The organism is Janthinobacterium sp. GW456P (assembly GCF_002127655.1).
GTDB lineage: Bacteria > Pseudomonadota > Gammaproteobacteria > Burkholderiales > Burkholderiaceae_D > Janthinobacterium.
This window is the reverse complement of the sequence record NZ_NEHB01000026.1, coordinates 1-24,204: the sequence shown is the minus strand read 5'-3', so window position 1 is coordinate 24,204 and position 24,204 is coordinate 1. Positions and strand designations below refer to the sequence as shown.

26 protein-coding genes, 1 tRNA gene and 1 pseudogene are annotated in these 24,204 nt (G+C 61.0%); 14 read left to right on the top strand and 14 right to left on the bottom strand.

The annotated features are described in order from the left end of the window. Nucleotides 1-154: 154 nt before the first annotated feature. From CBW66_RS21205 to CBW66_RS21195, 3 genes are all read left to right on the top strand, one after another. Complete coding sequence (locus tag CBW66_RS21205) at nucleotides 155-511, top strand: FKBP-type peptidyl-prolyl cis-trans isomerase (protein WP_034760263.1); 357 nt, start codon at nucleotides 155-157, stop codon at nucleotides 509-511. Nucleotides 512-711: 200 nt separating this feature from the next. After that, nucleotides 712-966 carry an acyl-CoA-binding protein gene (locus CBW66_RS21200; RefSeq protein WP_086137529.1) on the top strand — a complete coding sequence of 85 codons (255 nt, stop codon included), beginning with the start codon at nucleotides 712-714 and terminating at the stop codon, nucleotides 964-966. A gap of 47 nt (nucleotides 967-1,013) precedes the next feature. Then, a complete protein-coding gene (locus CBW66_RS21195; RefSeq protein ID WP_086137528.1) occupies nucleotides 1,014-1,475 on the top strand; it encodes a GNAT family N-acetyltransferase in 462 nt (153 codons plus the stop codon). A gap of 91 nt (nucleotides 1,476-1,566) precedes the next feature. Here the strand turns inward: CBW66_RS21195 and proX are convergent, their stop codons facing one another. From proX to CBW66_RS21175, 4 genes are all read right to left on the bottom strand, one after another. Continuing rightward, entirely contained in the window at nucleotides 1,567-2,625 is a 1,059-nt protein-coding gene (proX, locus tag CBW66_RS21190) for a glycine betaine/L-proline ABC transporter substrate-binding protein ProX (RefSeq protein WP_139841595.1), read from the bottom strand. A gap of 12 nt (nucleotides 2,626-2,637) precedes the next feature. After that, a complete protein-coding gene (proW, locus tag CBW66_RS21185) occupies nucleotides 2,638-3,741 on the bottom strand; it encodes a glycine betaine/L-proline ABC transporter permease ProW (protein WP_086137527.1) in 1,104 nt (367 codons plus the stop codon). Next, complete coding sequence (gene proV / locus CBW66_RS21180; protein ID WP_070219346.1) at nucleotides 3,738-4,970, bottom strand: glycine betaine/L-proline ABC transporter ATP-binding protein ProV; 1,233 nt, start codon at nucleotides 4,968-4,970, stop codon at nucleotides 3,738-3,740. The genes proW and proV overlap by 4 nt, the downstream gene beginning before the upstream one ends. A gap of 584 nt (nucleotides 4,971-5,554) precedes the next feature. Beyond that, nucleotides 5,555-5,839 carry a polyhydroxyalkanoic acid system family protein gene (locus CBW66_RS21175; protein WP_086137526.1) on the bottom strand — a complete coding sequence of 95 codons (285 nt, stop codon included), beginning with the start codon at nucleotides 5,837-5,839 and terminating at the stop codon, nucleotides 5,555-5,557. Nucleotides 5,840-6,039: 200 nt separating this feature from the next. Here CBW66_RS21175 and CBW66_RS21170 point away from each other — a divergent pair, with 200 nt between their 5' ends. From CBW66_RS21170 to CBW66_RS21155, 4 genes are all read left to right on the top strand, one after another. Further along, a complete protein-coding gene (locus CBW66_RS21170; RefSeq protein ID WP_086137525.1) occupies nucleotides 6,040-7,437 on the top strand; it encodes a hypothetical protein in 1,398 nt (465 codons plus the stop codon). A gap of 103 nt (nucleotides 7,438-7,540) precedes the next feature. After that, nucleotides 7,541-7,828, top strand: a complete 288-nt coding sequence (locus CBW66_RS21165; protein WP_086137524.1) for a protealysin inhibitor emfourin — start codon at nucleotides 7,541-7,543, stop codon at nucleotides 7,826-7,828. 332 nt (nucleotides 7,829-8,160) lie between these two features. Then, nucleotides 8,161-8,484: a ferredoxin FdxA gene (gene fdxA, locus CBW66_RS21160; protein ID WP_010395176.1), complete on the top strand. Its 324-nt coding sequence runs from the start codon at nucleotides 8,161-8,163 to the stop codon at nucleotides 8,482-8,484. 279 nt (nucleotides 8,485-8,763) lie between these two features. Then, on the top strand, nucleotides 8,764-9,984 hold the full coding sequence (locus CBW66_RS21155; RefSeq protein ID WP_086137523.1) for a polyhydroxyalkanoate depolymerase: 1,221 nt from the start codon (nucleotides 8,764-8,766) through the stop codon (nucleotides 9,982-9,984). A 67-nt stretch (nucleotides 9,985-10,051) separates the two neighbouring features. Here the strand turns inward: CBW66_RS21155 and CBW66_RS21150 are convergent, their stop codons facing one another. The 3 genes from CBW66_RS21150 to CBW66_RS21140 form a co-directional block, all read right to left on the bottom strand. Continuing rightward, entirely contained in the window at nucleotides 10,052-10,741 is a 690-nt protein-coding gene (locus tag CBW66_RS21150) for a DOPA 4,5-dioxygenase family protein (RefSeq protein ID WP_086137522.1), read from the bottom strand. A 42-nt stretch (nucleotides 10,742-10,783) separates the two neighbouring features. After that, nucleotides 10,784-13,315 (bottom strand): TonB-dependent siderophore receptor, encoded by a 2,532-nt coding sequence (locus CBW66_RS21145; protein ID WP_086137521.1) that lies wholly within the window; start codon nucleotides 13,313-13,315, stop codon nucleotides 10,784-10,786. Between the two features lie 126 nt (nucleotides 13,316-13,441). Next, nucleotides 13,442-14,224, bottom strand: a complete 783-nt coding sequence (locus tag CBW66_RS21140) for an ABC transporter substrate-binding protein (protein ID WP_230492031.1) — start codon at nucleotides 14,222-14,224, stop codon at nucleotides 13,442-13,444. Between CBW66_RS21140 and CBW66_RS28680 the strand changes: the two genes are divergently transcribed. The 3 genes from CBW66_RS28680 to nth are packed head-to-tail and all read left to right on the top strand — an operon-like array spanning nucleotide 14,223 to nucleotide 15,918. Then, nucleotides 14,223-14,546 (top strand): hypothetical protein, encoded by a 324-nt coding sequence (locus CBW66_RS28680; protein ID WP_139841594.1) that lies wholly within the window; start codon nucleotides 14,223-14,225, stop codon nucleotides 14,544-14,546. The genes CBW66_RS21140 and CBW66_RS28680 overlap by 2 nt on opposite strands. Further along, nucleotides 14,543-15,274, top strand: coding sequence for an electron transport complex subunit RsxB (gene rsxB / locus CBW66_RS21135; RefSeq protein ID WP_086137639.1), 732 nt, complete (start codon nucleotides 14,543-14,545; stop codon nucleotides 15,272-15,274). The genes CBW66_RS28680 and rsxB overlap by 4 nt, the downstream gene beginning before the upstream one ends. Then, a complete protein-coding gene (gene nth / locus CBW66_RS21130) occupies nucleotides 15,271-15,918 on the top strand; it encodes an endonuclease III (protein ID WP_086137519.1) in 648 nt (215 codons plus the stop codon). The genes rsxB and nth overlap by 4 nt, the downstream gene beginning before the upstream one ends. An 86-nt stretch (nucleotides 15,919-16,004) precedes the next feature. Here the strand turns inward: nth and proB are convergent, their stop codons facing one another. The 5 genes from proB to rplU form a co-directional block, all read right to left on the bottom strand. Continuing rightward, the gene (proB, locus tag CBW66_RS21125; RefSeq protein ID WP_086137518.1) at nucleotides 16,005-17,123 is read right to left on the bottom strand and encodes a glutamate 5-kinase; all 1,119 of its coding nucleotides are present in this window, start codon (nucleotides 17,121-17,123) and stop codon (nucleotides 16,005-16,007) included. A 27-nt stretch (nucleotides 17,124-17,150) separates the two neighbouring features. Further along, a complete protein-coding gene (locus CBW66_RS21120; RefSeq protein WP_086137517.1) occupies nucleotides 17,151-17,561 on the bottom strand; it encodes a hypothetical protein in 411 nt (136 codons plus the stop codon). Nucleotides 17,562-17,574: 13 nt separating this feature from the next. Beyond that, a complete protein-coding gene (gene obgE, locus CBW66_RS21115) occupies nucleotides 17,575-18,684 on the bottom strand; it encodes a GTPase ObgE (protein ID WP_086137516.1) in 1,110 nt (369 codons plus the stop codon). Nucleotides 18,685-18,798: 114 nt separating this feature from the next. Further along, nucleotides 18,799-19,071, bottom strand: a complete 273-nt coding sequence (rpmA, locus tag CBW66_RS21110) for a 50S ribosomal protein L27 (protein ID WP_086137515.1) — start codon at nucleotides 19,069-19,071, stop codon at nucleotides 18,799-18,801. Between the two features lie 53 nt (nucleotides 19,072-19,124). After that, complete coding sequence (rplU, locus tag CBW66_RS21105) at nucleotides 19,125-19,436, bottom strand: 50S ribosomal protein L21 (RefSeq protein WP_034754730.1); 312 nt, start codon at nucleotides 19,434-19,436, stop codon at nucleotides 19,125-19,127. Between the two features lie 304 nt (nucleotides 19,437-19,740). Between rplU and ispB the strand changes: the two genes are divergently transcribed. Then, nucleotides 19,741-20,730 carry an octaprenyl diphosphate synthase gene (gene ispB, locus CBW66_RS21100; RefSeq protein ID WP_077400159.1) on the top strand — a complete coding sequence of 330 codons (990 nt, stop codon included), beginning with the start codon at nucleotides 19,741-19,743 and terminating at the stop codon, nucleotides 20,728-20,730. 60 nt (nucleotides 20,731-20,790) lie between these two features. Here the strand turns inward: ispB and arsC are convergent, their stop codons facing one another. Continuing rightward, entirely contained in the window at nucleotides 20,791-21,213 is a 423-nt protein-coding gene (arsC, locus tag CBW66_RS21095; protein WP_086137514.1) for an arsenate reductase (glutaredoxin), read from the bottom strand. Beyond that, the gene (locus tag CBW66_RS21090; protein ID WP_230492032.1) at nucleotides 21,210-21,578 is read right to left on the bottom strand and encodes a helix-turn-helix transcriptional regulator; all 369 of its coding nucleotides are present in this window, start codon (nucleotides 21,576-21,578) and stop codon (nucleotides 21,210-21,212) included. Before CBW66_RS21090 ends, arsC begins: the two co-directional genes overlap by 4 nt. A gap of 132 nt (nucleotides 21,579-21,710) precedes the next feature. Between CBW66_RS21090 and CBW66_RS21085 the strand changes: the two genes are divergently transcribed. The 3 genes and pseudogenes from CBW66_RS21085 to CBW66_RS28675 all read left to right on the top strand — a co-directional run. Continuing rightward, entirely contained in the window at nucleotides 21,711-23,804 is a 2,094-nt protein-coding gene (locus CBW66_RS21085; RefSeq protein ID WP_086137513.1) for an AsmA family protein, read from the top strand. A 54-nt stretch (nucleotides 23,805-23,858) separates the two neighbouring features. After that, nucleotides 23,859-23,935: transfer RNA gene (locus CBW66_RS21080), tRNA-Pro, on the top strand. Between the two features lie 108 nt (nucleotides 23,936-24,043). Next, nucleotides 24,044-24,204 (top strand): annotated as a pseudogene (locus CBW66_RS28675) (helix-turn-helix domain-containing protein); the annotation flags it as partial.

Here is a 24,204-nt window from a genome sequence, read left to right as displayed (position 1 = left end):
ACACCGTATTTATTGTGTGAAATCCCCCCTTAAATGCGAGCGGCGGCCACACATCGCCGTAACTTCCCCATTTTCCCTGCAGCGGGCCTGGAATGGCGCTTTGCAACTCATTGCTCTACAATCTGAAGCTTTCATCGCCTACACAAGGATTATCATGACCACCACCACTACTGCTTCCGGCCTGCAATACATCGATACCGTCGTTGGCGAAGGCGCCGAAGCGCAAGCCGGCAACAACGTTGTTGTACATTACACGGGCTGGCTGCAAAACGACGACGGCAGCGCCGGTTCGAAATTTGACTCGAGCAAGGACCGCAACGATCCATTCGAATTCCCGCTGGGCGCAGGCCGCGTCATCCAGGGCTGGGACGAAGGCGTGCAAGGCATGAAAGTGGGCGGCAAGCGCCAGCTGATCATCCCGGCGGCACTGGGCTATGGCGCCCGCGGCGCCGGCGGCGTGATTCCACCGAACGCCACCCTGATTTTCGACGTCGAACTGCTGGGCGTATAAGAACTGAGCAGGCCGCGATCCAACGATTGCGCCAGGCGCCGCCCCTGTCGATGCAGCGGCGGCGCTTTTGTTTTGAATGTGTCCTCTAATGCACGGCGCGCTTTTTTCACTATGATGTCAGGCACTGCAGCACGCACGGTGGCCACTCCGCCGGGCCTGCCGCACTTTTCCAGCGATTCCATCAGTACACAGGAGCCATCATGAGTTTACAAGAGCAATTCGACCAAGCGCAGCTCGATTCCAAGACCCTGTCCGAGCGTCCGGACAATATGACCTTGTTGAAAATCTACGCCTTGTTCAAGCAAGCGTCGAGCGGCGATGCCACGGGCGAGCGTCCTGGCATGACCGACTTCGTCAACCGCGCCAAGTTCGATGCCTGGGCGACCCTGGCCGGCACCTCGAAGGAAGAGGCGCAACAGCAATACATCGACCTGATCGAAGATTTGAAGGACTGATCATCCCCCTGCCCCGGCACAGCCCGGGGCAATGTTATTATTTCCGTATGACCCCATCACCGATTTCCCTGGCCCATGCCGCCGACCTGCCCCGTCTGTTCGACGTCTGGCACCTGTCCGTCCGCGCCACCCACGATTTTCTCACCGACAGCGATATCGACTTCCTCTGTCCCTACGTGCGCGATGAGCTGGACAGGGTGGCCGCCGAAGGCCTGCTGCACGTGCTGCGCGATGCCGATGGCACCGCTTACGCCTTCCTGTGCGTCGAGCATGCCAAGATCGAAATGCTGTTCGTGCATCCCGATCAGCGCGGCAGCGGCGCCGGCCGCGCATTGGTCCAGCACGCCATCGCCCTTCTGCACGCGGCCGCCGTCGACGTCAACGAGCACAACATCCAGGCGCATGGCTTTTACCGCCACCTGGGCTTTATCGAGGAAAGCCGTTCCGCACTCGATCCGTTCGGCAAGCCTTTCCCCATTTTGCACCTGAAACTGGCCGAAAACGGCTAAAAACTCACCAAAAACCACGCAAACAGCGTGTTAACGCAAAAGTGGCTACCAAAACGGTAGCCACTTTTTCATGCTGAAACAGCGTCAATACTTACTTCTTGGCCGCCGCCAGCGCTTGCGCGATCCAGCCGTCAAACGTTTGCTGGTGGTACTTGATCCAGCCGGCCGTATGGCGCGCGATATCGGCTTGCGTGTTTTCGCCGCGGCGCATGCGCTCGTTTTGCGCATTGATGTCCGCCACGGGCAATTGCATCACCTCGAACAGCTTGGCTGCGGCCGGATTCTTCCGCGCCCATTCCTTGTTGGACACGATACGCGCCGTGTTGACGGCAAAACCGTAATCGCTGCCATCGTCGAGGCGGGTATTCACCTTGTCCGGATTGGCCGAGAACGGCACTTTCAGCCAGACCACGTCCTTGCCCGGCACCAGCACGCCGCTGACCCAGTACGGCGTCCACGTGTAGTACAAAATCGGTTCGCCACGCTTGTAGCGGCCCAGGGTATCGGCGATCAGGGCCGCATAGCTGCCCTGCACGTGCGTCACCGTCTCGCGCAATTTGTACGCATCCATATGGTTCTCGATCAGCGCTTCGCAGCCCCAGCCGGGATTGCAGCCCGTCAAGTCAGCCTTGCCATCGCCATCATGGTCGAACAGCTTGGCCAAGGTGGGATCGCGCAACTGGTCGATATTCGTGATGTTGTACTTCTCCGCAGTCGCCTTGTCGATCAGATAACCTTGCGCGGCGGGACCCGCATACTGGCCCGTGCGCAACAGCTTGGCGTCGCCGCCCGCATTGTTATAGAAATCCTTGTGCATCGGATCCCAGTGCACGGCCATGAAGGTGGCGTCACCGTTGGCAATGGCGATATGCGCAGTCGGATATTCCACTTCCTTGATCGGCTGCACTTCATAGCCGAGCTTTTCCAGCGCCTTGTCGACCAGCATGGTCTGGAAGGTTTCTTCCGCGATCGAGCTTTGCAGCGGCTGCACCTTGACGCCCTTGCCGGGCAGCGCGTCAGCCGTGGCGGCCGGCGCCTGCGCCATGGCCAGGCTGGTGGTCAGGGCCATGGCGGCGATCGCCAGGGCGGAAAACAGCTGGAACTTGCGTTGCGATTTTTGCGTCACTTTAAAATTGTCAATTTGATGCATGTAAATCCTTTCTTATTGTGCGTTGGCCAGCGTGGCTTGCTGTGCAACATTATTTTTCTCCGGGTTGCCGCGCACCAGGCGCAGCACGCAGCCCACAGGACCCGTCTGGTACCAGTGGCGCACGCCGCGGCGTGGCTGGCCCATCGCTTGCGTCAAGCGGTCCAGGGTGATGGCCAGCAGCACGATACCCAGGCCGCCCACAGTGGCCAGGCCCATGTCCAGGCGGCCGATGCCGCGCAAGACCATCTGGCCCAGGCCACCGACGGCGATCATCGAGGCGATCACGACCATCGACAGCGACAGCATCAGCGACTGGTTGATACCGGCCATGATGGACGGCATGGCCAGCGGAAACTGCACGCGGGTCAGCAACTGCCACGGCGAGGCGCCATACGCGCGGGCCGCTTCGATCAGGTCGGGACGCACCTGGCGGATGCCGAGGTTGGTCAAACGCACCAGCGGCGGCAGGGCAAAGATGATCGTCACGATCACGCCCGGCGCATTACCGATACCGAACAGCATCACCACCGGCACCAGGTAAACAAACGCGGGCGTCGTCTGCATGGCGTCGAGCAGGGGGCGCAGGACATTCTGCGCGCGGTCGCTGCTGGCAAGGAAAATACCGAGCGGTAAACCGATGGCCAGGCAGAAGGCCAGGGATGTGAGCACCAGCGACAGGGTGGTCATGGCTTCCGGCCAGATGCCCAGCATCGACACCACCAGCAGCGCCAGCACGGTGCCGATGGCCAGGGTGCGGCTCGTGAATTGCCACGCCAGCAAGCCGATGATGGCGATCACCGTCAGCGACGGAGCGGCCAGCAGCACGCCTTCCACGCCCGACAGCACGCTGTCGATCGGCGCGCGCACGGCCTGGAAGAAGGGGCGGAAATGCGCGACGACCCAGCCCAGGCCCTGGTTGATCCAGCTTTCCAGCGGCAGCGAGCCGTCGAAAATCTGCGTCAGGTGAAAGCCGGCCGCATGTTCCGGCTGCACGGCGGGCGCCGCGGCGTCCAGCCACGCGGTGCTGGCATCGGTGGGCGGCGTCAGCGCCCAGGGATTGATCTGGGCGGCCTGTTCAACAACAGGTTCTACGGTGGTAACAGTGCTTGGGTTCATGCTTGTCCTTTCTGTTGTTGTTCGGCAATGGCTGGCGTGTCGCGGTCGAGGAACTTCAGCAAGGTCGTCTTGCTGATGGCGCCGCGGAAGCTGCCGTCATTGGCCACCACAGGGACGGCGTAAGGCAGTTGCGCCACCTGGCCGAACAGGCCGGCGACGGGCTCGTCTGCATCGATGGTCTGCACGTCGGGCAGGTAGGCATGCGCCAGGCCCAGCGGACCCACGTGGCCGTCGAGCGCACTGCGCAGTGAATCGGCCGAGACGACGCCGAGGAACTTGCGCTGCGGATTGACGACATAGGCAAACGCGCGATCCTGCTCTTCCAGCATCGACAGCGCGGCGCGCGAACCGCGGCTGGGCGACTCGGACACGACGATCTGGCTCTTGCGGGCAATATCGCTGGCCTTGAACACGGCCGCCGCATCGACGCCGCGCACGAAGTTGCGCACATAGTCGTTGGCAGGCTTGCGCAGGATTTCCTCCGGCGTGCCCACTTGCACAACGTGGCCGTCTTTCATGATGGCAACGCGGTCGCCAATGCGCATGGCTTCGTCGAGGTCATGCGAAATGAAGACGATGGTGCGGCGCTTGATCTGCTGCAAACGCAGCAGTTCCGATTGCATTTCCGTACGGATAATCGGGTCGAGCGCGGAAAACGCCTCGTCCATCAGCAGGATCGACGGATCGCACGCCAGCGCACGGGCCAGGCCCACGCGCTGCTGCATGCCGCCCGACAATTCGTCGGGATAGCTGGCGCCGTAGCCGTCCAGCCCCACCTGCTCCAGCGCTTGCTGGGCCAGCGCATGGCGCTCGGCCTTGGGCATGCCGGCCAGTTCCATGCCGAAGGCTGTGTTGTCGAGCACGGTAATTTGCGGCAGCAGCGCGAACGACTGGAACACCATGCTGATGTCCTTGCGGCGCAGGGCACGCAGCTGGGCGTCCGGCAAGGTATTGATGTCGTTGCCGTCGATCAGGATGCGGCCGGCGGTCGGCTCGATCAGGCGGTTCAGCATGCGCACCAGGGTCGACTTGCCCGAACCGGACAGGCCCATGATGACGAAAATCTCGCCTGCTTCAATGGTAAAGGTGGCGTCGAAGACGCCGATGGTGCAGTCGGTCTTGGCCAGGATGTCCTGCTTGCTGGCGCCCTGACGGACGAGTTCAAGTGCTTCTTCTGGCTTGTCGCCGAACACTTTGAACACATGGTCGATAATGATTTGTTTTGCCACGATGTGGTTCTCCCTCGATTTGACGAATGGATTGAAACCCAGCAAGCTGCCAGCTTGCGGCGGGAATCAGCAAACCCTGTTGCGTCGGCTACGCCACGGCGCGCAATGCGCACGGGAGCGACAGGAAACAGGGGGTGACACGCGTGTGACCAGCGGATGGCCAAAGCCGGTGCCGGGGTGCCGTGTGCGTGCTAAAAGAGGCTGTGGTTCAGGACTTTTAACAACGCTAGCGCCATGCAAATACATGGCACCAAATGTATTTGACCGAAAAAAAATCGACCAAGCTACTTTTTAACTGGATGCGGGTGTAAAACCCGAAGAATTATTCACCACTCAGCGAGCGGAGAGTACTGCGAAGCAGAAGGTGAAACGCGGTGTATCTGTTGTAAATATGACTCAAGTATAACGCAAAAAGCCATCAAAGTCCAATGGCTTTCCAAATAGAAATGTGCTAGCAATGTTCGCCAGCGTACAGTCAGACGTAAAAAAGGCGAAAAGAGATGCGTTTTCATCGTCTTTTCGCCCATCGCCGCGACACGCTCCCTAGCACCAAACAGGGCGCCAGACAAGCGGGTGAAACGCCATCAAACTGCTTCGGTAAACACCTTGCGCATTTTCTCGGCGATCTTGCCTTCAATCGTGGAGGCGAAGGTGCTAAGCATGAAACCCAGCTTGATTTGCAGTTGCGCCTGCTCTTTTTCCAGGGTCAGCGAACCATCGACGCCGCTGCGCTCGAAACGCAGCACATCGCCATCCCAGGCACACGCCAGGTCATATTCCTGGGCCAGCTTGTCGGCCACTTGCTGCGCCGCTTCGCGCGCCTTTGCTGCTGTCAGCTTATGTTGCTGAACTATATTTATATCCGCCATCAAACGATCCTTTTATTATAAAAACGGGGGCAATACGGCCAGCATCATACCAGCCGCCATGCGGCAGGCACGGCCGCAGCGGGCGCCGGACGGCCAAAAAAGCCCGTCCTTCCCGCGCATCGTTTGCGCGGAATCAAACCGGACGCGCCGCAGCGGGACGACTATTCCAGTTCCAGTTGCGCGTGTCTTGGAGAACCACCATGGACCAGAAAGTCATCGTGCCGGTCGAAGCCGTACTGACCAAATGCGTGTCCCTGCCCGTCGGCTATGTCCCTACCCCCTCGGCGCCATACCGCCAGCACCGCAAGAATGCGCAACTGACCTTGCAGCCGGGCCCGCCACGCCTGACGGAGGCAACGGTGCGCAACCTGGCCGCCGTACCCGTCGGCTCGCGCGTGCTGATCTGGAAGCAAGATCCGTCCGTCAGCGAACTGGGCACGCGCAAGAGCTTCCTGCCCGGCCTGATCCTGCAAGGCCCGCGCGACGCGCGCATCACCTTTGGCGAGCCGGGCATCGCGCAGGTCAGCCCGAATGCCTTCGGCGACTTCATCGTCTCGCCCAACACCGACCAGTTCGACGCCGTGCACACGTTTGCCATCGTGCGCATGACGCTCACCATGTACCAGCGCGCGCTGGCCAGCAACGACACGGCGCCGCCCCTGCCCTGGCAATGGAACAGCGCCAGCAATACGGCACCGCTGCGCGTGTTCCCGCATGGCTTGCCCAACGTCATGAATGCGTATTACAGCCGCAGCGACAAGGCACTCAAGTTCGGCGACTTCATCCCCAGCGGCGCCACCGAGCGCGTCTACACCTGCCGCTCGCTCGACATCGTCTCGCATGAAACGGGGCACGCCGTGCTCGATGGCCTCAAACCGAATTGGCTGCTCAGCAACAATCCGCCGCAAACGGGCGGCTTGCACGAATCGTTCGGCGACCTGACGGCCATCTTCCTGGCCCTGTCGCAGCTGGACCAGGTGGAAGCGGTGATCGCGCAAACCAAGTCCGACCTGCACGACAAGACCTTCCTGGCCGACCTGGCCGAGCAGTTCGGCTTGGCGCTGGGCCGGCCAAACGGATTGCGCAATGCCGACAATGACATCAAATTGTCCGAAGCGGGCACGGAAGTGCACGCCATCTCGCAAGTGTTTACGGGCGCCATCTACGACATCCTGGCCGACATCTTTGCCCACGAACGCCAGCCCCAGCTGGAAGACGATGCGGCGGTTCTGCACCGCTGCGGCGACTACCTGCGCAGCCTGGTCCTGCGCGCGCTGGTGGCATCGCCCGACCAGGCCGCCACCTATGCCGACGTGGCCGGCCACATGCTGACGATCGCCCAAGCCGATGGCAATGGCGCCTACCTGGACTTCATCCGCAACAGCTTTACCGTGCGCGAAGTGCTCAAGGCCAATGCCATGACGGAGGAGGGGCAAATGACGTTTGCCCCCGATGTCGTCGACGAAGACGGCGCCGTGCAAGACCGGCGCGCCTGCTGCGGTACCATGAACCATGCGGAATACAGCGAATCGGACCAGTTGCTCGAAGCGGAGCGCGAAGCGCTGGCCGCCTGGTGCCGCAGTTACGGTCCCCGGTAAACAGTCCCATACAAGGCAGCGCACCGGCACGTCCGCTTCAGGCCAGCCGCACCAGCGGCAGGCCATGGCGCGGCCCACACCACCCACAACAGCAAGGAGCAGCATGAAAATTTCAGCCCGCAGCAGCGGCGGCTTTGCCGGCCTGAGCGAACAGTATGAGATCGATACGCAAGCCCATCCCGCTGGCCCCAGGCTGGAAGCGGCACTGGCCAGCAGCGGCTTTTTCACGCAGCCGCAGGCCACGGTTGAGCAGGTGGGCGCCGATATTCCCCGCTGGCAGATCACCGTCGATGCGCCCACCGCGCGGCGCACCATCACGTTTGCCGAGGATGGCAGCGCTGAAAATGCACGATGGCAGCAATTGCTGACGCAAATACGCGCCAGCGCCTGAGTGTTCCGGCACTTATTTGTGCCGATCTTGATTTGAGTAAAACAAAAACACCACACGGCAAGCCAGCACAGCCCCGCCCTGCTCTTTGCCGCGTTGGGCGACTGTCGCGTTCTTGCCGCGTTCTTCATGGCAACGTCCCGGATAGTCGCTGAACTGCCCGCTCTGCGCGGCAACGGCGCTGCCAAAAAATGAATTTGCTTATACGTATTGTATATAAGCGGGATTTGTGAGAAATAGCGAATTGCCTTAAAATACAATGCTTTGCTTTAGTATGCGCCGCCGAGTTTCCTGCAGGCGCTACAGCACCTCCCCCAAAAATTGATAGGACTGTTATGACCCACGTTGTCACCGAATCCTGCATCGCCTGTCGCTATACCGACTGCGTCGATGTCTGCCCGGTAGATTGTTTCCGGGAAGGCCCGAACTTCCTGGCAATCGATCCGGACGAATGTATTGACTGCGCCGTCTGCGTGGCAGAGTGCCCGGTGAACGCGATTTTCGCGGAAGAGGACGTGCCGGGCGACCAGCAAGCCTTCATCAAGATCAACGTCGATCTGGCGCGCAACTGGCCTTCGATCACCAAGACGAAGGCTGCCTTGCCGGAAGCGGAGCAATACAAGGACGTCAAGGACAAGCTCGACATGCTGGTGCGCTAAGCACACAGCAGCTGCGGCGGCAATTCCGGCGGGGATAGATATTCCTCCCTGCGGGGGCGTGGCGGCAAAAAACCAGACTAAAAGCAGCGGAAACGCTGCTTTTTTTGCTTTTAAAGCATCGTTGCAGGTCTATCCACGTAACTGTGGCGCGCTGTCACAACTATGCGCAAACAGTGGACCTATGCGCGGTAAAGCACATTTTGTCCTCAACAAATATCGTAAAATTGGATTATGATATTTGAGCCGATATTGGCGCTTGGAATCAAACAAGGACTCTATATGCTTTACCAACTGCACGAACTGCAACGCTCTTTCCTCACTCCGGTGATGCAATGGGCAGACATGTCCTCCAAGTTATTTACCAACCCGGTTTCCCCTCTGGCCCACACCCCGTTTTCGCAACGCATCGCAGCCGGCTACGAGCTGATGTACCGCCTTGGCAAAGACTACGAAAAACCGCAATTCGATATCCAATCCGTTCTCGTCCAGGGCGAGAGCGTCGACATCCGCGAACACGTTGTCGTCACAAAACCGTTTTGCCGCCTGATCCACTTCAAAAAAGAAACCACTGGCTTGCAACAGCCCAAAGTTTTGCTGGTTGCCCCCCTGTCCGGTCACCACTCGACCTTGCTGCGCGATACCGTGCGCGGCTTGCTGGCCGAGCACGATGTCTACATCACCGACTGGACGGACGCGCGCATGGTACCGCTGACGGAAGGCCCGTTCCACCTCGATGACTACATTTATTATGTGCAAGAATTCATCCGCCTGCTGGCGCCTGATTTGCACGTGATTTCCGTCTGTCAACCGACCGTGCCCGTGCTGGCCGCCATCTCGCTGATGGCGACGGCAAAAGATCCGCACATGCCGAAAACCATGACGATGATGGGCGGTCCGATCGACCCGCGCCGCTCGCCCACGCAAGTAAACAACCTGGCGACGGAAAAGAAATTCTCATGGTTTGAAAACACCGTGATCTACGCGGTGCCGCCGAACTACCCTGGCTTTGGCCGCAAGGTGTATCCGGGCTTCCTGCAGCACGCCGGTTTCATCGCCATGAACCCTGGCCGGCACGCGCAAAGCCACCGCGAGTTCTACATGCACCTGGTGACGGGCGATGACGAGCCGGCGGAAGGCCACCGCCAGTTCTACAACGAGTACAACGCCGTGCTGGACATGCCGGCCGAGTACTACCTGGAAACCATTAAAACGGTATTCCAGGAATTCAGCCTGCCGAAGGGCACGTGGAAAGTGGGCGGCCAGCTGGTGCGTCCGCAAGACATCACGAACGTGGCGCTGTTTACCGTGGAAGGCGAGCTGGACGACATTTCCGGTGCCGGCCAGACGCAGGCGGCCCATGATCTGTGTTCGGGCATCCCTGCCGACATGCAGCAAGACTTCGTGGCGCCGAAATGCGGCCACTACGGTATCTTCTCGGGCCGCCGCTGGCGCGAGATCATTTGCCCGAAGATCGGCGAATTCATTCAGAAACACGGCTGATACACGGCATAGCCATCGAAACGCCACGCCAGTGCATACTGGCGTGGCGTTTTCTTTTATGCCCCGCTCATGCCCGTTCGATTTGCACCGTCGGGCGCGTATTGACAAAGATTTGCTCGACCCTTGGCTCGCCCGGCCCCGGCTTCTTCATCGCATAGCCATTCACGAGCTGCGAACGGTTCACCCACAGCGCGTAATACAGGTGATCGGCGCGCGGATCTTCCGTATTCGGATGGATCAATATCGTTAGGCCCAGGCTGTTGAGCTGCAGCCACGGCACGATCACCGGTAACAGGTCATTCGTAAAGCCAAAGTAAAACGATGGCGTCACGTGCGGGCCGCGCGGCTCCAGGTTCCAGTCGCCCAGCTCGATCTGGAAGCGCTCGGCCGCCCACTTGCGTATCAGCGCCGCCTTCTGGTAACTGTCTTCGTCAAAATAGATATGCGCGTGATAGCTCTCGATATCCGTGTAGGCGCGCGGCTTGCTCGGCAAGGTTTCCTCGCCGGGCCGCACGCTGACGGGGCGCGGCGTGGGCGCCGTATCCGTATGCTCGCCCCACGGGCTTTTGCCGGTTGCCGCTGGTTTGACGTCTTTTGCGCGTTTGATGGCGCCATCCTGCCCCAGCGCCGTCCCCGCCAGGCCGGAGGCGGCCAGCGCCGCTACCAGGCCGCCGCCGCGCAAGACCGTGCGGCGTTGCGGAGAAAGGAGATTGGCCCATTCCAGGTCAATGGCGGCGTGTTGATTTTTGTCAGACATAGAATTTCCTGTTCTTGATGATCGGTAGAGGGATGGGGCAAATCAGAACGAGACGGTGGCGCGGGCATAGTAATAGCCACCCAGCACGCCCAGCGGTCCCGTGTTGTCATACGCGCCCGTGTACTGCGCCAGATTCGCGGCGCTGCGGGCCTCGCGCGGTACCTGACCCGGCTTCTGGTCGAAGACATTGTTGGCGCCCACTGTCACGTTGATGCGCTTGCTGACGTCGTAGCCGACGCTGACATCGGTCACGAAGGCTGCTTTCAGCTGGTAATCGCCGCCCGTGATGGCGTTCAGGCGTTTGAGCTTGCCGTAGCGCGTCTCACGTACATTGAATGCCCAACCGGCTTTTTCATACGCCAGCGTGAGGATTTCCTTGTCGCGCGGGGCGCGGTACAGCAAGTCGTACTCGGCCGACTTTCTCAGGGTGCCGATGTTCGGCAGTCCTTGCAGCACGGCGGGAAGTTCCGCCTTGCCCACCAGACTTGTATGGTTGAAATTCGCCGCCGCCGTCCAGCGCAGCTTGCCATCGGCCACGCGCAGCACATCCTCGGCCGTGAAGTCGATGCCGCGCGTGCGCGTGTCGCCCACGTTGGCAAAATAATGCGCGACGAGGCCATTGCCCACCGTCAGTCCCGCCGAGCGCAGCAGGTTTTCAATGACGCCCGCTTGCGCCGCCGTCAGCGGCCGGCCGCTGCCATCGAGCGCCACGCCCGAGCTGCGGTCGATGCCGATGTTCGACGACACGCCCAGACGGTCGCTGACCTTGATTTGATACGCGTCAACGGCCAGACGCAGGGTCGGCGTAGGGTTGAAGGTCAGCCCAGCCGACAGATTCGTCGATTTTTCCGGTTTTAACGCTTGCGCGCCCAGGGCCCGCGCAGCAGGCGAATTGGGCTGCGCCAGGGTATACGGCACGCCCGCATGGTCGGACGTGTTCGAATACGACTGCGTCACCAGGCTCGGTGCATGGAAACCGTTGCTGACGGTGCCGCGCACGGCCAAGGCGGGCATAACGTCATAACGGACGGACAAACGGCCCGTCGTCTTGCTGCCGAAATCCGAATACTTTTCGGCACGCAAGGCCGTGTCGAGCAGCCATTGCGGCGTCAGTTTCGCCCCCAGGCCGACGTACGCCGCATAGCTGTGGCGCGCCGTGCCGGATGCGTCGACGGGCAAGTAGCCGGCCAGCGCCGATGCGCCGCTGCCCAGCCAGGATGCGGGTTCGCCGGGGCTGCGCTGCTGCGTTTCATGCGAATACTCGAGACCGGCGCTGAAGTCGGCCGGTTCGGCCAAGCCCAGCGGCACGGGACGGCGCGCGTCCGCATTCGTCGTCGAGCGGCTGTAGCGCTGATTGCCGATAGTAAAATCCGTCTTGCCACCCGGATAAGTGAGCGAATAATTGGCCGAGTGTTCCACGCCCACGTCGATATCGTCGCGGCCATAGGTGCTGCTGATATCCCAGCGCCAGCCCGCCGTCTCGCCCTTGATGCCACCCGTCAAGGAAAAGTCGTTTTCGCTCGTCGTTTCATATGGCGTGAAGCCGTCGGGATACACGGCCAGCAAGCCTTTGTTGATATTGAAAATGGTATTGGGCAGGCGGAAATTCTGCGCCGAGCGGGCATTGCGGTGCGCGTAGGTACCGAAACCGTACAGTTGCACCGCGTTCGACACGTCATAGCCGAGATTGGCGCTGAGCGAGGCGGTCGTGCTTTGCGGCACGCCCGTATTGCGCCATGGATTGCTGTTGCGGTTCGCTTCGGCCGCGTTCGGCGAGGCGCCGGCCGGCAAGCTGTTGTTCGGTCCCAGTTTGACCAGCTGGCCATCGCTGTTGCGCACGGCAGGATACGACAGGTAGGCGGGATTCAGCCCGAAATTGCGCACGGCGATGCCCTGGCGCTGGACTTCGGCGCCGAAGTGGGCAAAGCCGTGCTCGCCCAGGCGCGTGCCGCCATCGATGCGCGCGGAACCGTTCGTGCCATCGCCATCATAGGTGGAACCGAGCTGCGTGACGAAGCTGCCCTTGTCGTCCGCCTTCAGGATGATGTTGATGACGCCGGCAATGGCGTCGGAACCGTAGATGGCCGAGGCGCCGTCGCGCAGGATTTCCACGCGGGCAATGGCCCCCGTGGGGATCAGGGCCAGGTCGGTGGCGACGGAACCGGGAAAGCCATCTTCATTGACGATGGCCGTCGTATGGCGGCGCTTGCCATTGACCAGCACCAAGGTATGCGACGGATCGAGGTTGCGCAGCTGGCCGGCGCGCACGATGCTGCCCAGATCGGGCTGCACGCGGGCCGGCAAGTTAAACGATGGCAAGGCCGTATCGAGCGCCTCGAGCAAATTCAGTTTACCGGTCGCCTGCAATTGCTGCGCGCTGATCACGTCGATCGGCGCGGCGCTGTTGGCCACCGTGCGGCCCGTGCCACGCGCGCCCGTGACGATGACGGCGTCCAGCGGTGCTTGCGCATGGGCCACGCCAGGCGCTCCCAGCACGAGCACGGCCAACGAGACGGCGTGCGCCAATTGCCGCAAACGGGGGATGGGCTCTTGCTTGTGAATCGATTCCGGCATACGAAAACATCCTTTCAAAGTCGTCAACACAGTGGCTGCAGACTAAAGGATGGACAAACAAACAAGAACGAATGGTTTCGTATTTAGATATTTCGTTTTGGCAACGAACAACAGCGGCGCGCAGTGTCAGGGATGGGCTGGGGCCGCCGCCAGGCTCTGGTCGAGCCGTTTCCAGTAATCGCGTTCCAGACGGGCCGTGTCGAGGTCGCGCGCCGCCTCGTTGAAACGCTTTTGCCGCGCCGCCCCCTCGGCATCGCGCTGGAAGCACACGTGCACGGGGCGCTCCTTGAAGACGGTATCGATGACGGCGATGCGTTCCCGTTCAGCCTTGCTGAAGTTGCGTCCCATCAGCAAGTGCTGCAGCACATGGCGTTCGATGACGATCACGCGGTAACGCTTGATCAACAGCTTCTTCAGGTTCGTCGCGTCGTTCAAGCCCTCTTCCGTCTTCAGTTCGCCGCGCGCCACCATGCCATCGAACTGCTCCCCGTTCGAATAACCGGCCACGGTGCCGATGCGCAGCTGGCCCAGATCGGCCAGGGTGGCGCCGGGCACGCCATCCTCCTTCAGGTAGGCCAGCACACCTTGCGTATTGCCGACCGGAACAGAAAAATGGCAGAGTTTTTCCCGTTCGGGCGTGCGCCAGACGGCCAGGAAACCGGCGTAGCGGGGACTGGCCAGGCCAAACTGCATGGCGCGCTTCCATGGAAAATACTCATATTTGACAACATAGCCCATGCGTTCGAAGATGGCGCTGACCATGGCGCCCGACATGCCGTCGGCAGGCAGGCTGCGGGAAATGAAGGGCGGCCAGTCTTCCGCCGCGAAGCGGACGATGCGCGAGCTGGCGGTGCCCGGCGCCGCCATGGGAGAAGCAGCCTGCTGTGCAAGGGCAAGTGTAGAGGACATGAAGAAACAGAAGGGCAAACCAACTGTCCGGAGGAAACGCATGTTTTGCTCCTATGGCCTGGCGCGCATTGCAATACAGGCGCGGCAACAGGACTGGCGGTCGGCTTTTTTTGATCACTACCTTGATAAAAATCATGCTCCCACAAAAAAAAGAAATTGCAAAGTTGTTTATTTACACTTTGACATTCCAAGGAGAAATAAAATACGATTGCGGCGCGCCTGCAACAGCCTGCCGCGGCACACGCTATCCCCTCTTGCAAAACAGGTTTTTACTTGTGCGCGCGCCGGATGGCCGATAATGGCGTTTTACCGTGGAAGATGACCGTGCCGCACCCTGCCCCTCCCTCACTTGCCGATCAGATCGAAGACTTGCTGCCGCAAACGCAATGCACCAAATGCGGCTACAACGGCTGCCGCCCGTATGCGGAAGCCATAGCCGCAGGCAGCGCCGACATCAACCAGTGCCCACCGGGCGGCGCGCAAGGCATCGCGCGCCTGGCCGGCTTGCTGGGCAAAAAAATCATTCCCCTCAATCCCGTCAACGGCCTCGAACGTCCACGATCGGTCGCCTATATCGATGAATCGCTGTGTATCGGCTGTACCCTGTGCATCCAGGCTTGCCCGGTGGACGCCATCGTCGGCGCCGCCAAGCAGATGCATACGGTCGTCACGGACCTGTGCACCGGTTGCGACCTGTGCGTGGCACCGTGCCCCGTCGACTGCATCGTCATGTACCCCGTCAGCGGCGACGCGACGGGCTGGGATGCCTGGAGCCAGATGGATGCCGACGACGCGCGCGCGCGCCACGATTTCCGCACGCAGCGGCTGCGCCGCGAAGCCGAGGCCAACGATGCGCGCCTGGCCGCCAAGGCCGTCGCCAAGATGCAGGAAGTGACGCAGGAAGTGCCTGTCACGCCAGATGAACTGGCAGAAAAGGAACGCAAGCGCGCCATCATCGCCGCCGCCATGGAGCGCGCGCGCGCCAAGGCCGCTGCCGTCAGCACGGATACCGCCCCGCCCGCCCCCACGACACCGAAAAAAGACGCATGAACGCCGCCAAACGCCTGGAAATCTTTACGCGCTTTCGCGCCGCCAACCCTTCCCCGAAAACGGAACTCGAATACACGACGCCGTTCGAGCTGCTGATCGCCGTGCTGCTGTCGGCGCAGGCAACGGACGTGTCCGTCAACAAGGCGACCCGCTTGCTGTATCCGGTCGCCAATACGCCGGCCAAGATGCTGGCCCTGGGCGTCGACGAGCTGACGCAGTACATCCGCACCATCGGCCTGTTCCGCACCAAGGCGAAGAATGTCATCGCCACCTGCCAGATCCTGCTGGAGCAGCACGGGGGCGAAGTGCCGCGCGACCGCGCCTCGCTGGAAGCCCTGCCCGGCGTGGGCCGCAAGACGGCGAATGTCGTCATGAACACGGCGTTTGGCGAGCCGACGATGGCGGTCGACACGCATATCTTCCGCGTCTCGAACCGCACCGGCATCGCACCAGGCAAGAATGTCGACATCGTCGAGCAAAAGCTGCTGAAATTCGTGCCCAAGGAATTCCTGCACGACGCCCACCACTGGCTCATCTTGCACGGCCGCTACACCTGCACGGCCCGCAAGCCGCAATGCTGGAACTGCATGATCGCCGACCTGTGCGATTACAAGGATAAGTCGCCGATGCCGGCCGTGGTATAGGTTTTCCCATAAAAAATGGCCCCAAAGGGCCATGATCCTGCTGTGTCGCCGCGTAGGTCGGATTACGCGCGTCGCGCTAATCCGACCTACAGCAAGACCATATTATCGCGATGGATCAGCTCATGGCCTTCCATGTAGCCGAGAATCGATTCGATCTCGGTGGACGGCTTGCGCATGATGCGGCGCGCTTCGCCGCTCGTGTAGTTCGACAGGCCGCGCGCCACGGGCACGCCATCCGCATCGACGCAGGTGATGACGGCGCCGCGGCCGAACTCGCCATTCACGCCCGTCACGCCGATCGGCAGCAGGGACTTGCCTTCCTGGCGCAGCTTTTGCACGGCGCCAGCATCGAGCACGACGGCGCCGGCCGTGTGCAGATGATCGGCCATCCACTGCTTGCGCGCCGTCAACTGCCCCGTTTGCGCCAGCAACTGCGTGCCGATCGCTTCGCCCTGGGCAAGGCGGCTGAGCACGTCGCTGTCGCGGCCCCAGGCGATGATGGTGTGGGCGCCGGACTTGGCGGCGCGCTTGGCGGCGAGGATTTTCGTCAACATGCCGCCACGCCCCAGGCTGCTGCCGGCGCCGCCCGCCATCGCTTCCAGGGCCGGATCGCCGGCGATGCCTTGCGTGATCAGATAGGCGTTCGGGTCCTTGCGCGGGTCGGCCGAGAACAGGCCGTGCTGGTCCGTCAGGATGACCAGCGCATCGGCTTCGATCAGGTTCGCCACCAGGGCGCCCAGGGTATCGTTGTCGCCGAACTTGATTTCATCGGTGACGACGGTATCGTTTTCATTGATGATCGGCACCACGCCCAGGCGCAGCAGGGTCGTCAGGGTGGAGCGGGCATTGAGGTAGCGTTCGCGGTCGGCCAGGTCGGCGTGCGTGAGCAGCACTTGCGCCGTGCCGAGGCTATGGGCGCGGAAGCTGCTTTCATAGATCTGCGCCAGGCCCATCTGGCCGACAGCGGCGCAGGCCTGCAATTCGTGGATATCGGTGGGACGCTGCTCGAAGCCGAGGCGCAGCATGCCTTCGGCGATGGCGCCGGAACTGACCAGCACGACTTCCTTGCCGAGGGCGCGCAAGCCGGAAATCTGCGCGGCCCAGCGCGCGATGGCGGCATGGTCGAGTCCGCGGCCATCGTTGGTGACCAGCGAGGAGCCGACTTTGATGATGATGCGGGTAGCTTTTTGAATCACGGAATCCATGGGGCGGCGCTCTTCACTTAATAGACGTCAGCGCGCAGGACGCAGCAGCAGCAAGGCCAGCCCCGCCGTCAGCTCCATTGCGCACATGAACAACACAAAACCCTGGGGCAAGCCGAAGCTGATGGCCGCGAACAGACGGCCGGCGGGCTGCGCCAGGACCAACATTGCAGTGATATCGCCGAGGACGGGCGGTTCGCCCTGCCGTGCCGCGAACAGCGCCAGCAGCGCGGTAGCGCCCCAGACACCGACATGGGAAGCGTAGAACTGGCTGTAGCCATCGACGCCATTGAGGAAGATGCCCATGCCGGCCGCCATTTCATCGGCGAACAACAAACAGGCGATCGCGCTCAGCCCGTAAGCATACGCGATCAGATGCAATATACGGCGCTGCCACGCTTGCTTGCGTGCGAACGCGGCAGCGGCCGTCTGTACCGACATCAGGGCAAGGCGCTTAGTCGAGGATCTTGAAACGCGGATCATCCGGGTCGATCGACGAGATACCGCGTGCTTCTTCGGTCATCTGCGTTTCTTCGGCGCGGCTTTCGCTGTGTTTCTTCTCTTCCAGATGCTGGTAGATGGCATTGACCAGTTCCGGGCAACCCTGATGGCTCAGCGCGGAAATCTCGAAGACGGGACCTTTCCAGGCGAAACGCTTGAGGAAGTCCTTGACGATCTTCTTGCGCTCGTCTTCCGGCACCATGTCGAGCTTGTTCAACACCAGCCAGCGCGGCTTGTCGACCAGCGACTCGTCGTACTTCTTCAATTCCTTGACCAGCGCCTTGGCTTCCTTGACAGGATCGACGTTGGTTTCAAACGGCGCCAGGTCGACGATGTGCAACAGCAGACCCGTACGCTGCAAGTGGCGCAGGAATTGATGGCCCAGGCCCGCGCCTTCGGAAGCGCCTTCGATCAAGCCGGGAATATCGGCGATCACAAAGCTCTTCTCGTGCGACACGCGCACCACGCCCAGGTTCGGGTGCAGGGTGGTAAATGGGTAGTCGGCAATTTTCGGACGCGCGTTCGAGACGGCCGAAATGAAGGTCGATTTGCCGGCGTTCGGCATGCCCAGCAAGCCCACGTCCGCCAGCACTTTCAGCTCCAGGCGCAATTCGCGGCGTTCGCCTTCCTTGCCCTCGCCTTTCTGGCGCGGTGCGCGGTTGGTCGAGGACTTGAAGTGGATATTGCCCCAGCCGCCCTCGCCGCCCTTGGCCAGCAGTTCGATCTGGCCGTGTTCGGTCAAATCGGCCAGGATTTCGCCGCTCGCGTTGTCGATGATCAAGGTGCCGACCGGCATGCGCAGGTGGATGTCATCGGCGCCCTTGCCATAGCAATCTGCGCCACGGCCAGGCTCGCCATTGCGAGCCTTGTGCATTTTGGAGAAGCGGAAATCGACGAGCGTGTTGATATTGCGGTCGGCGACTGCCCAAATGGTGCCGCCCTTGCCGCCATCGCCGCCATCGGGACCGCCGAAAGGCCGGAATTTTTCACGGCAGAAAGATGCGCAGCCGTTGCCGCCATCGCCCGCGATGACTTCGATTTTTGCTTCGTCGATAAACTTCATAATTTTGCCGCCATAAAACTAAAAAGGCTCTACCTTGGGCAGAGCCTTTCGATTGAAGGCTTGCGCCTTACATCATGCGATCATTGCGGAGCGAACTGGCGCTCCGCCAATGAATTACGCTGGTACTGCTTCGTTTGGTACAACGGTCACGAATTGCTTCGAGCCGGCACCTTTGACAACGAACTTCACTTTGCCCGCGATCAGCGCGAACAGGGTGTGGTCCTTGCCCATGCCTACGCCTTCGCCGGCGCGCACTGGGGTGCCGCGTTGACGAATGATGATGCCGCCGGCATTGATCGTTTGACCGCCGTAGACTTTCACGCCCAGACGTTTTGATTCTGAATCACGGCCGTTTCGCGTTGTGCCGCCGCCTTTTTTATGTGCCATTTAAGACTCCTTGATAGCTGATTATGTAGACAAACTGCGTCAAACAGCGGCGATTAGCCGTTGATCGAAACGATTTGGATTTCGGTAAAATTCTGGCGATGGCCTTGATGCTTTTGGTAGTGCTTACGACGACGCATCTTGAAAATTTTGACCTTATCATGGCGACCATGCGCCACAACCGTAACCAGTACCGTTGCACCTTCGACCAATGGAGCACCAAACTTGATGCTGTCGCCCGCGCCTACTGCGAGAACTTGATCGATGGTGATTTCGGAACCAATGTCTGCCGGTATCTGTTCTACTTTAAGTTTTTCGCCAGCGACAACTTTGTATTGTTTGCCACCGGTTTTTATGACCGCGTACATGATTTGAAACCTCATCAAATGTTGAAAGAATTTGTCCCACTGTCACGCAAAGCAAGCCGTACACAACAGGGGGAACCAGCGATTATACACGGACTGAGAAATTGCGTCAAAAACTATTCACAAAGCCTGGCGATCGTGGTATGTCGACAACCTGACCATCATGTCAGGCTCGCGCCAGGCAGACAGGAAAACGCGCGGCAGTGCCAACAAGATCAAACAATTGCCCTACAGCCATGGGCAAACATCACGCGCGCGCAAGCCTTGTCGTATAATCGCGGCACCCACAATCTAATGCAGGTTCGCCTTGTCTGACGCTAACAAACACGTTAACCAAAACACCATCGTGCAAACGATTGCCGCCGATATGGATGCAGTCAATACGGTGATCCGCCAAAAGTTGCACTCCGATGTCATTCTGATCAACCAGATCGCTGAATACATCATCAGCGCAGGGGGCAAACGCATCCGCCCCGTGCTGATTTTGCTGGTGGCCAATGCCCACGCCTATCGCGGCACGGCGCACCATGAACTGGCCGCCGTGGTTGAATTCATCCATACCGCCACCCTGCTGCACGACGACGTCGTCGACGAATCGTCGATGCGCCGCGGACGCCAGACAGCCAATGCCCTGTTCGGCAATGCCGCTTCGGTGCTGGTGGGCGACTTCCTGCACTCGCGCTCGTTCCAGCTGATGGTGTCGCTCAATAATATGCGCGTCATGCAAATCCTGTCCGATGCCACCAACGTGATCGCCGAAGGCGAAGTGCTGCAGTTGCTGAACATGCACGATCCGGACGTGACGCAAGAGAGCTATTTGAACGTCATCCGCTCGAAGACGGCCAAGCTGTTCGAAGCGTCGGCGCAACTGGGCGCCCTGATCGCCGGCGCCAGCGAAGACGATATCGAAGCGGCCGCCGAATACGGCCGCTCGCTGGGCACGGCTTTCCAGCTGATCGACGACGTGCTCGACTATGCAGGCGACGCCGCCGAAATCGGCAAGAACGTGGGCGACGACTTGCGCGAAGGCAAGCCGACCATGCCGCTGATCTGGCTGATGGAAAACGGTACGCCGGAACAGCGCGAACTGGTGCGCAGCTGCATCGAACAAGGCGACGAACAGCATTTCGACGCCGTCCTGACGGCCATCACCAGCAGCGGCGCCCTCGACTACACGCGCAAGCAGGCGGAAATTGCCGGCCAGCGCGCCGCCGATGCCATCGCCGGCTGGCCCGACAGCGTCTACAAGCAATCGATGCTGCAACTGTGCTCGTTTGCCGTCGACCGCAATCACTGATCGCGTTTCGCTATCGACAATAAACAACGGCGCCACTGGCGCCGTTTTTTTATACTCCGCTCATTGCACCGGCTTGCCGTCGGCGCCGACCACGGCCTGGCCGTCTTCCTTGGCAAATGCCCCTTGCTGCGGCAGCGGCAAAATCTCCAGCACCTTTTCCGACGGCCGGCACAGGCGCACGCCCAGTTCCGTGACGACGATGGGGCGGTTGATCAAAATAGGATGGGCTTGCATGGCGTCCAGCAGGGCCGCATCGCTCAGCTCAGGATTGGCCAGGCCCAACTCGTCGTACAAGGCGCCCTTGTCGCGCATGACGGCGCGCACGGACAGGCCCGCGCGTGTAATCAGGTCGACCAGTTCCTCGCGCGAAGGCGGATGCTTGACGTAATCGATGATGACGGGCTCGACGCCCGTGTTGCGGATCAGGGCCAGGGTATTGCGCGAGGTGCCGCACGCCGTGTTGTGATAGATCGTGATCGTCATGTCGTGATGTCCTTTAAATTAGGTTCGCTGACGCAGCAAGGTGCGCCGGCGCAGCAGTTCTCGGTCAAAAAGGCCAGCAAGCCGTTCATGCCCGCATAATTGGCCGCGTAAATGATGGAACGGCCCGCCTTGTTCGCCGTCACCAGATTGGCGTGCGCCAGTTCTTTCAAGTGAAATGACAGCGACGATGGCGCGATTGCCAGTGCTTCGGCAATTTTCGTCGCGGCCATGCCTTCCGGCCCCGCTTGCACCAGCAGGCGGAATACGGCCAGCCGCGATTCCTGCGCCAGCGCCGCCAGGGCCACGATGGCGGAAGCGCTCGTCAGCGGCGTCGCCGCGCCCGCTATTGTGTTTTCATTTTCCATATTTCAATAATAGTCGAATTATTGAATCATTTCAAGCGACAGGCCTTGGCTCAATACCTTACGTAACCCAGCGCACCGACTGTCCTGGCCTATCGGTCTACCTTGAGGAAAAAACATTGCGATTGGCTTACCATGACACGCTCAACCCCGCTCAAGATCCTCGGCTGGAGTCTGGCCGCCCTGCTTACCCTCATCGCCATCGTGGTCATCTTCGTGCTGACCTTCGACTGGAACCGCGCCCGTCCCTACGTCAACGAGAAGGTGTCGGAAAGCACGGGCCGCAGTTTCGTCATCGGCGGCGACCTGCAGGTGACATGGAAGCAAGGCCTCAAAACGGAACCGGGCTGGCGCCGCTACGTGCCGCGGCCCGTCATCAGCGCGCAGGACGTGCGCATGAGCAACCCGGACTGGGCCACGGCCGGCCCGCAACTGGCCAGCGCGAAACGCATCGACCTGGCCATCCATCCCCTGCCCCTGTTGCAGCACCGCGTGGTGCTGACGGACCTGGCGCTCGACGCACCCAATATCGCCTTGCAGCGGCGCGCCGACGGCAGCAACAGCTGGACCCTGAAAGACAATGGTCCTTCGGCATGGGACGTGGAAATCCAGCGCATGGCCTTCGGCAACGGCGCCATCCGCTACCTGGACGAAGGCATCGACCTCGACCTGCAAGCCAAGGTCAGTTCGACGGCGCCCGACGCCACGCCGGGCGATGCGCCAGACAGTGCGCCCGTGCAAAAATACGGCATCGCATTCACCCTGGGCGGCAGCTACCGCAAGGCGCCCGTGACGGGCGGCGGCAAGGCGGGCGCCGTGCTGTCATTGACCGACAACCACACCGTGTATCCCGTACAGGCGCAGGCCGTATTGGGCAAGAACAAGGCCAGCATCGCCGGTACACTGACGGACCCGCGCTCGCTGTCGGGCATCGATCTGCAGCTGAGCCTGGCTGGCGCCAGCATGGCCGACCTGTATCCGCTGACGGGCCTGCTGCTGCCGGAAACGCCGGATTACTCCACCAAGGGCCGCCTGCTGGGCAAGAAAGACGGCGCCATCTGGAACTGGACCTACCAGAACTTCAAGGGCACGGTGGGCCAGAGCGACCTGGCCGGTACCCTGCAATATTTGCCACGCCAGCCCCGCCCCCTGCTGCGCGGCGACGTGACGTCGCAGCAACTGCGCCTGGAAGACCTGGGCCCCACCATCGGCGCCGACAGCAATGCGCGCAAACAGGCGCGCGGCAAGGCGCCCGTGCAGCCCGACAATAAAGCCTTGCCGGTAGAACAGTTCAACACGGCCAAATGGGATGCGCTCGATGCCGACGTACAATTCACGGGCAAAAAACTGGTGCGCACGCATGACATCCCGCTCAACGACATCGTCGCCAACATCCGCATGCAAGACAAGGTGCTGAGTTTGACACCGCTCAACTTCGGCATGGCGGGCGGCGACATCACCTCGAACATCACGCTCGATGGCCGGCAGAAAACCATCGCCGCGCAAGCCAAGGTGGCGGCGCGCCACCTCAAGATACGCGAACTGTTTCCCAAGCTGCAATCGATGCAAGCGAGTTTCGGTGAAGTGTATGGCGACGCGGCGCTGACGGGTCATGGCAACTCCGTTTCCGCCATGCTGGCCAGCGCGAATGGCGAGCTGGCGGCCACCGTCAGCGAAGGCTCCGTCAGCCAGTTCATGCTGGAACTGGCCGGCCTGAACCTGGCCAACGCCGTCTTCGTGAAAATCTTCGGCGACAAGCAAGTCCACCTGAACTGCCTGGCCAGCGATTTCGCCGTCACGAACGGCCAGGCCGACGTGCGCCGCTTCGTGCTCGACACGGACACGGCCGTCGTGAACGTCACGGGCAACGTCAACCTGGCCACCGAAACCCTGGACCTCGACGTGCGCCCCCGCACCAAGGGCGCCCGCATCATCACCCTGCGCACGCCGCTGTACGCAAAAGGCACGTTCAAGAACCCGGACGTGGGTCCGCAAAAAGGCCCGCTGGCCCTAAAGGCGGGCGCCGCCGTGGCCCTGGCCACCGTCGTCACCCCACTGGCCGCCCTGCTGCCGCTGGTCAACGTCGACAAGGCACCCGACACGGACTGCGCCGCCGTCATGGCCCAAGCCAATGCCACCCGCAAAGCCCCCACCTCGCCCACCACCAATGCGCCAGCCAAAAAGGTCAGCGAGGCGGACATCAAGAAGGCGCAGCAGGAAAAGAAATAGGCGTTGACGCAGCCACTTGAAACCCGCCCCGCCATCTGCTGTAATGAAGGAAAGCGGGGTGTGGCTCAGCCTGGTAGAGCGCTGCGTTCGGGACGCAGAGGCCGGAGGTTCGAATCCTCTCACCCCGACCAACCTTTTATATAAAAAGCCTAATCGAATCAATCGTTTAGGCTTTTTTGCTTTGAATGATCCGTCCTGGAATAAGTTGACACTTTTTCGTTACAGAGAAGGAGTGTCCGATGGAACAACGGGTTCGACGCAGTCAGCGAGATTACAGCCTGGCTTTTAAATTGAGCGTTGTCGAGCAGGTTGAAAAAGGCGAGATGACGTACAAACAAGCGCAAACGCGCTACGGAATACAGGGCCGGTCGACAGTTTTGGTATGGTGTCGCAAACACGG

Coding starts and splice junctions, on each gene's coding strand:
- fdxA (WP_010395176.1), top strand. CDS start 8,161: ATGACCCACGTTGTCACCGAATCCTGCATCGCCTGTCGCTATACCGAC.
- CBW66_RS21155 (WP_086137523.1), top strand. CDS start 8,764: ATGCTTTACCAACTGCACGAACTGCAACGCTCTTTCCTCACTCCGGTG.
- CBW66_RS21205 (WP_034760263.1), top strand. CDS start 155: ATGACCACCACCACTACTGCTTCCGGCCTGCAATACATCGATACCGTC.
- proX (WP_139841595.1), bottom strand. CDS start 2,625: ATGCATCAAATTGACAATTTTAAAGTGACGCAAAAATCGCAACGCAAG.
- rsxB (WP_086137639.1), top strand. CDS start 14,543: ATGACCGTGCCGCACCCTGCCCCTCCCTCACTTGCCGATCAGATCGAA.
- CBW66_RS21170 (WP_086137525.1), top strand. CDS start 6,040: ATGGACCAGAAAGTCATCGTGCCGGTCGAAGCCGTACTGACCAAATGC.
- CBW66_RS21090 (WP_230492032.1), bottom strand. CDS start 21,578: ATGGAAAATGAAAACACAATAGCGGGCGCGGCGACGCCGCTGACGAGC.
- rplU (WP_034754730.1), bottom strand. CDS start 19,436: ATGTACGCGGTCATAAAAACCGGTGGCAAACAATACAAAGTTGTCGCT.
- obgE (WP_086137516.1), bottom strand. CDS start 18,684: ATGAAGTTTATCGACGAAGCAAAAATCGAAGTCATCGCGGGCGATGGC.
- CBW66_RS28680 (WP_139841594.1), top strand. CDS start 14,223: ATGAAGAAACAGAAGGGCAAACCAACTGTCCGGAGGAAACGCATGTTT.
- rpmA (WP_086137515.1), bottom strand. CDS start 19,071: ATGGCACATAAAAAAGGCGGCGGCACAACGCGAAACGGCCGTGATTCA.
- CBW66_RS21175 (WP_086137526.1), bottom strand. CDS start 5,839: ATGGCGGATATAAATATAGTTCAGCAACATAAGCTGACAGCAGCAAAG.
- CBW66_RS21140 (WP_230492031.1), bottom strand. CDS start 14,224: ATGTCCTCTACACTTGCCCTTGCACAGCAGGCTGCTTCTCCCATGGCG.
- arsC (WP_086137514.1), bottom strand. CDS start 21,213: ATGACGATCACGATCTATCACAACACGGCGTGCGGCACCTCGCGCAAT.
- CBW66_RS21150 (WP_086137522.1), bottom strand. CDS start 10,741: ATGTCTGACAAAAATCAACACGCCGCCATTGACCTGGAATGGGCCAAT.
- CBW66_RS21120 (WP_086137517.1), bottom strand. CDS start 17,561: ATGTCGGTACAGACGGCCGCTGCCGCGTTCGCACGCAAGCAAGCGTGG.
- CBW66_RS21200 (WP_086137529.1), top strand. CDS start 712: ATGAGTTTACAAGAGCAATTCGACCAAGCGCAGCTCGATTCCAAGACC.
- CBW66_RS21145 (WP_086137521.1), bottom strand. CDS start 13,315: ATGCCGGAATCGATTCACAAGCAAGAGCCCATCCCCCGTTTGCGGCAA.
- CBW66_RS21085 (WP_086137513.1), top strand. CDS start 21,711: ATGACACGCTCAACCCCGCTCAAGATCCTCGGCTGGAGTCTGGCCGCC.
- CBW66_RS21165 (WP_086137524.1), top strand. CDS start 7,541: ATGAAAATTTCAGCCCGCAGCAGCGGCGGCTTTGCCGGCCTGAGCGAA.
- nth (WP_086137519.1), top strand. CDS start 15,271: ATGAACGCCGCCAAACGCCTGGAAATCTTTACGCGCTTTCGCGCCGCC.
- proB (WP_086137518.1), bottom strand. CDS start 17,123: ATGGATTCCGTGATTCAAAAAGCTACCCGCATCATCATCAAAGTCGGC.
- CBW66_RS21195 (WP_086137528.1), top strand. CDS start 1,014: ATGACCCCATCACCGATTTCCCTGGCCCATGCCGCCGACCTGCCCCGT.
- proW (WP_086137527.1), bottom strand. CDS start 3,741: ATGAACCCAAGCACTGTTACCACCGTAGAACCTGTTGTTGAACAGGCC.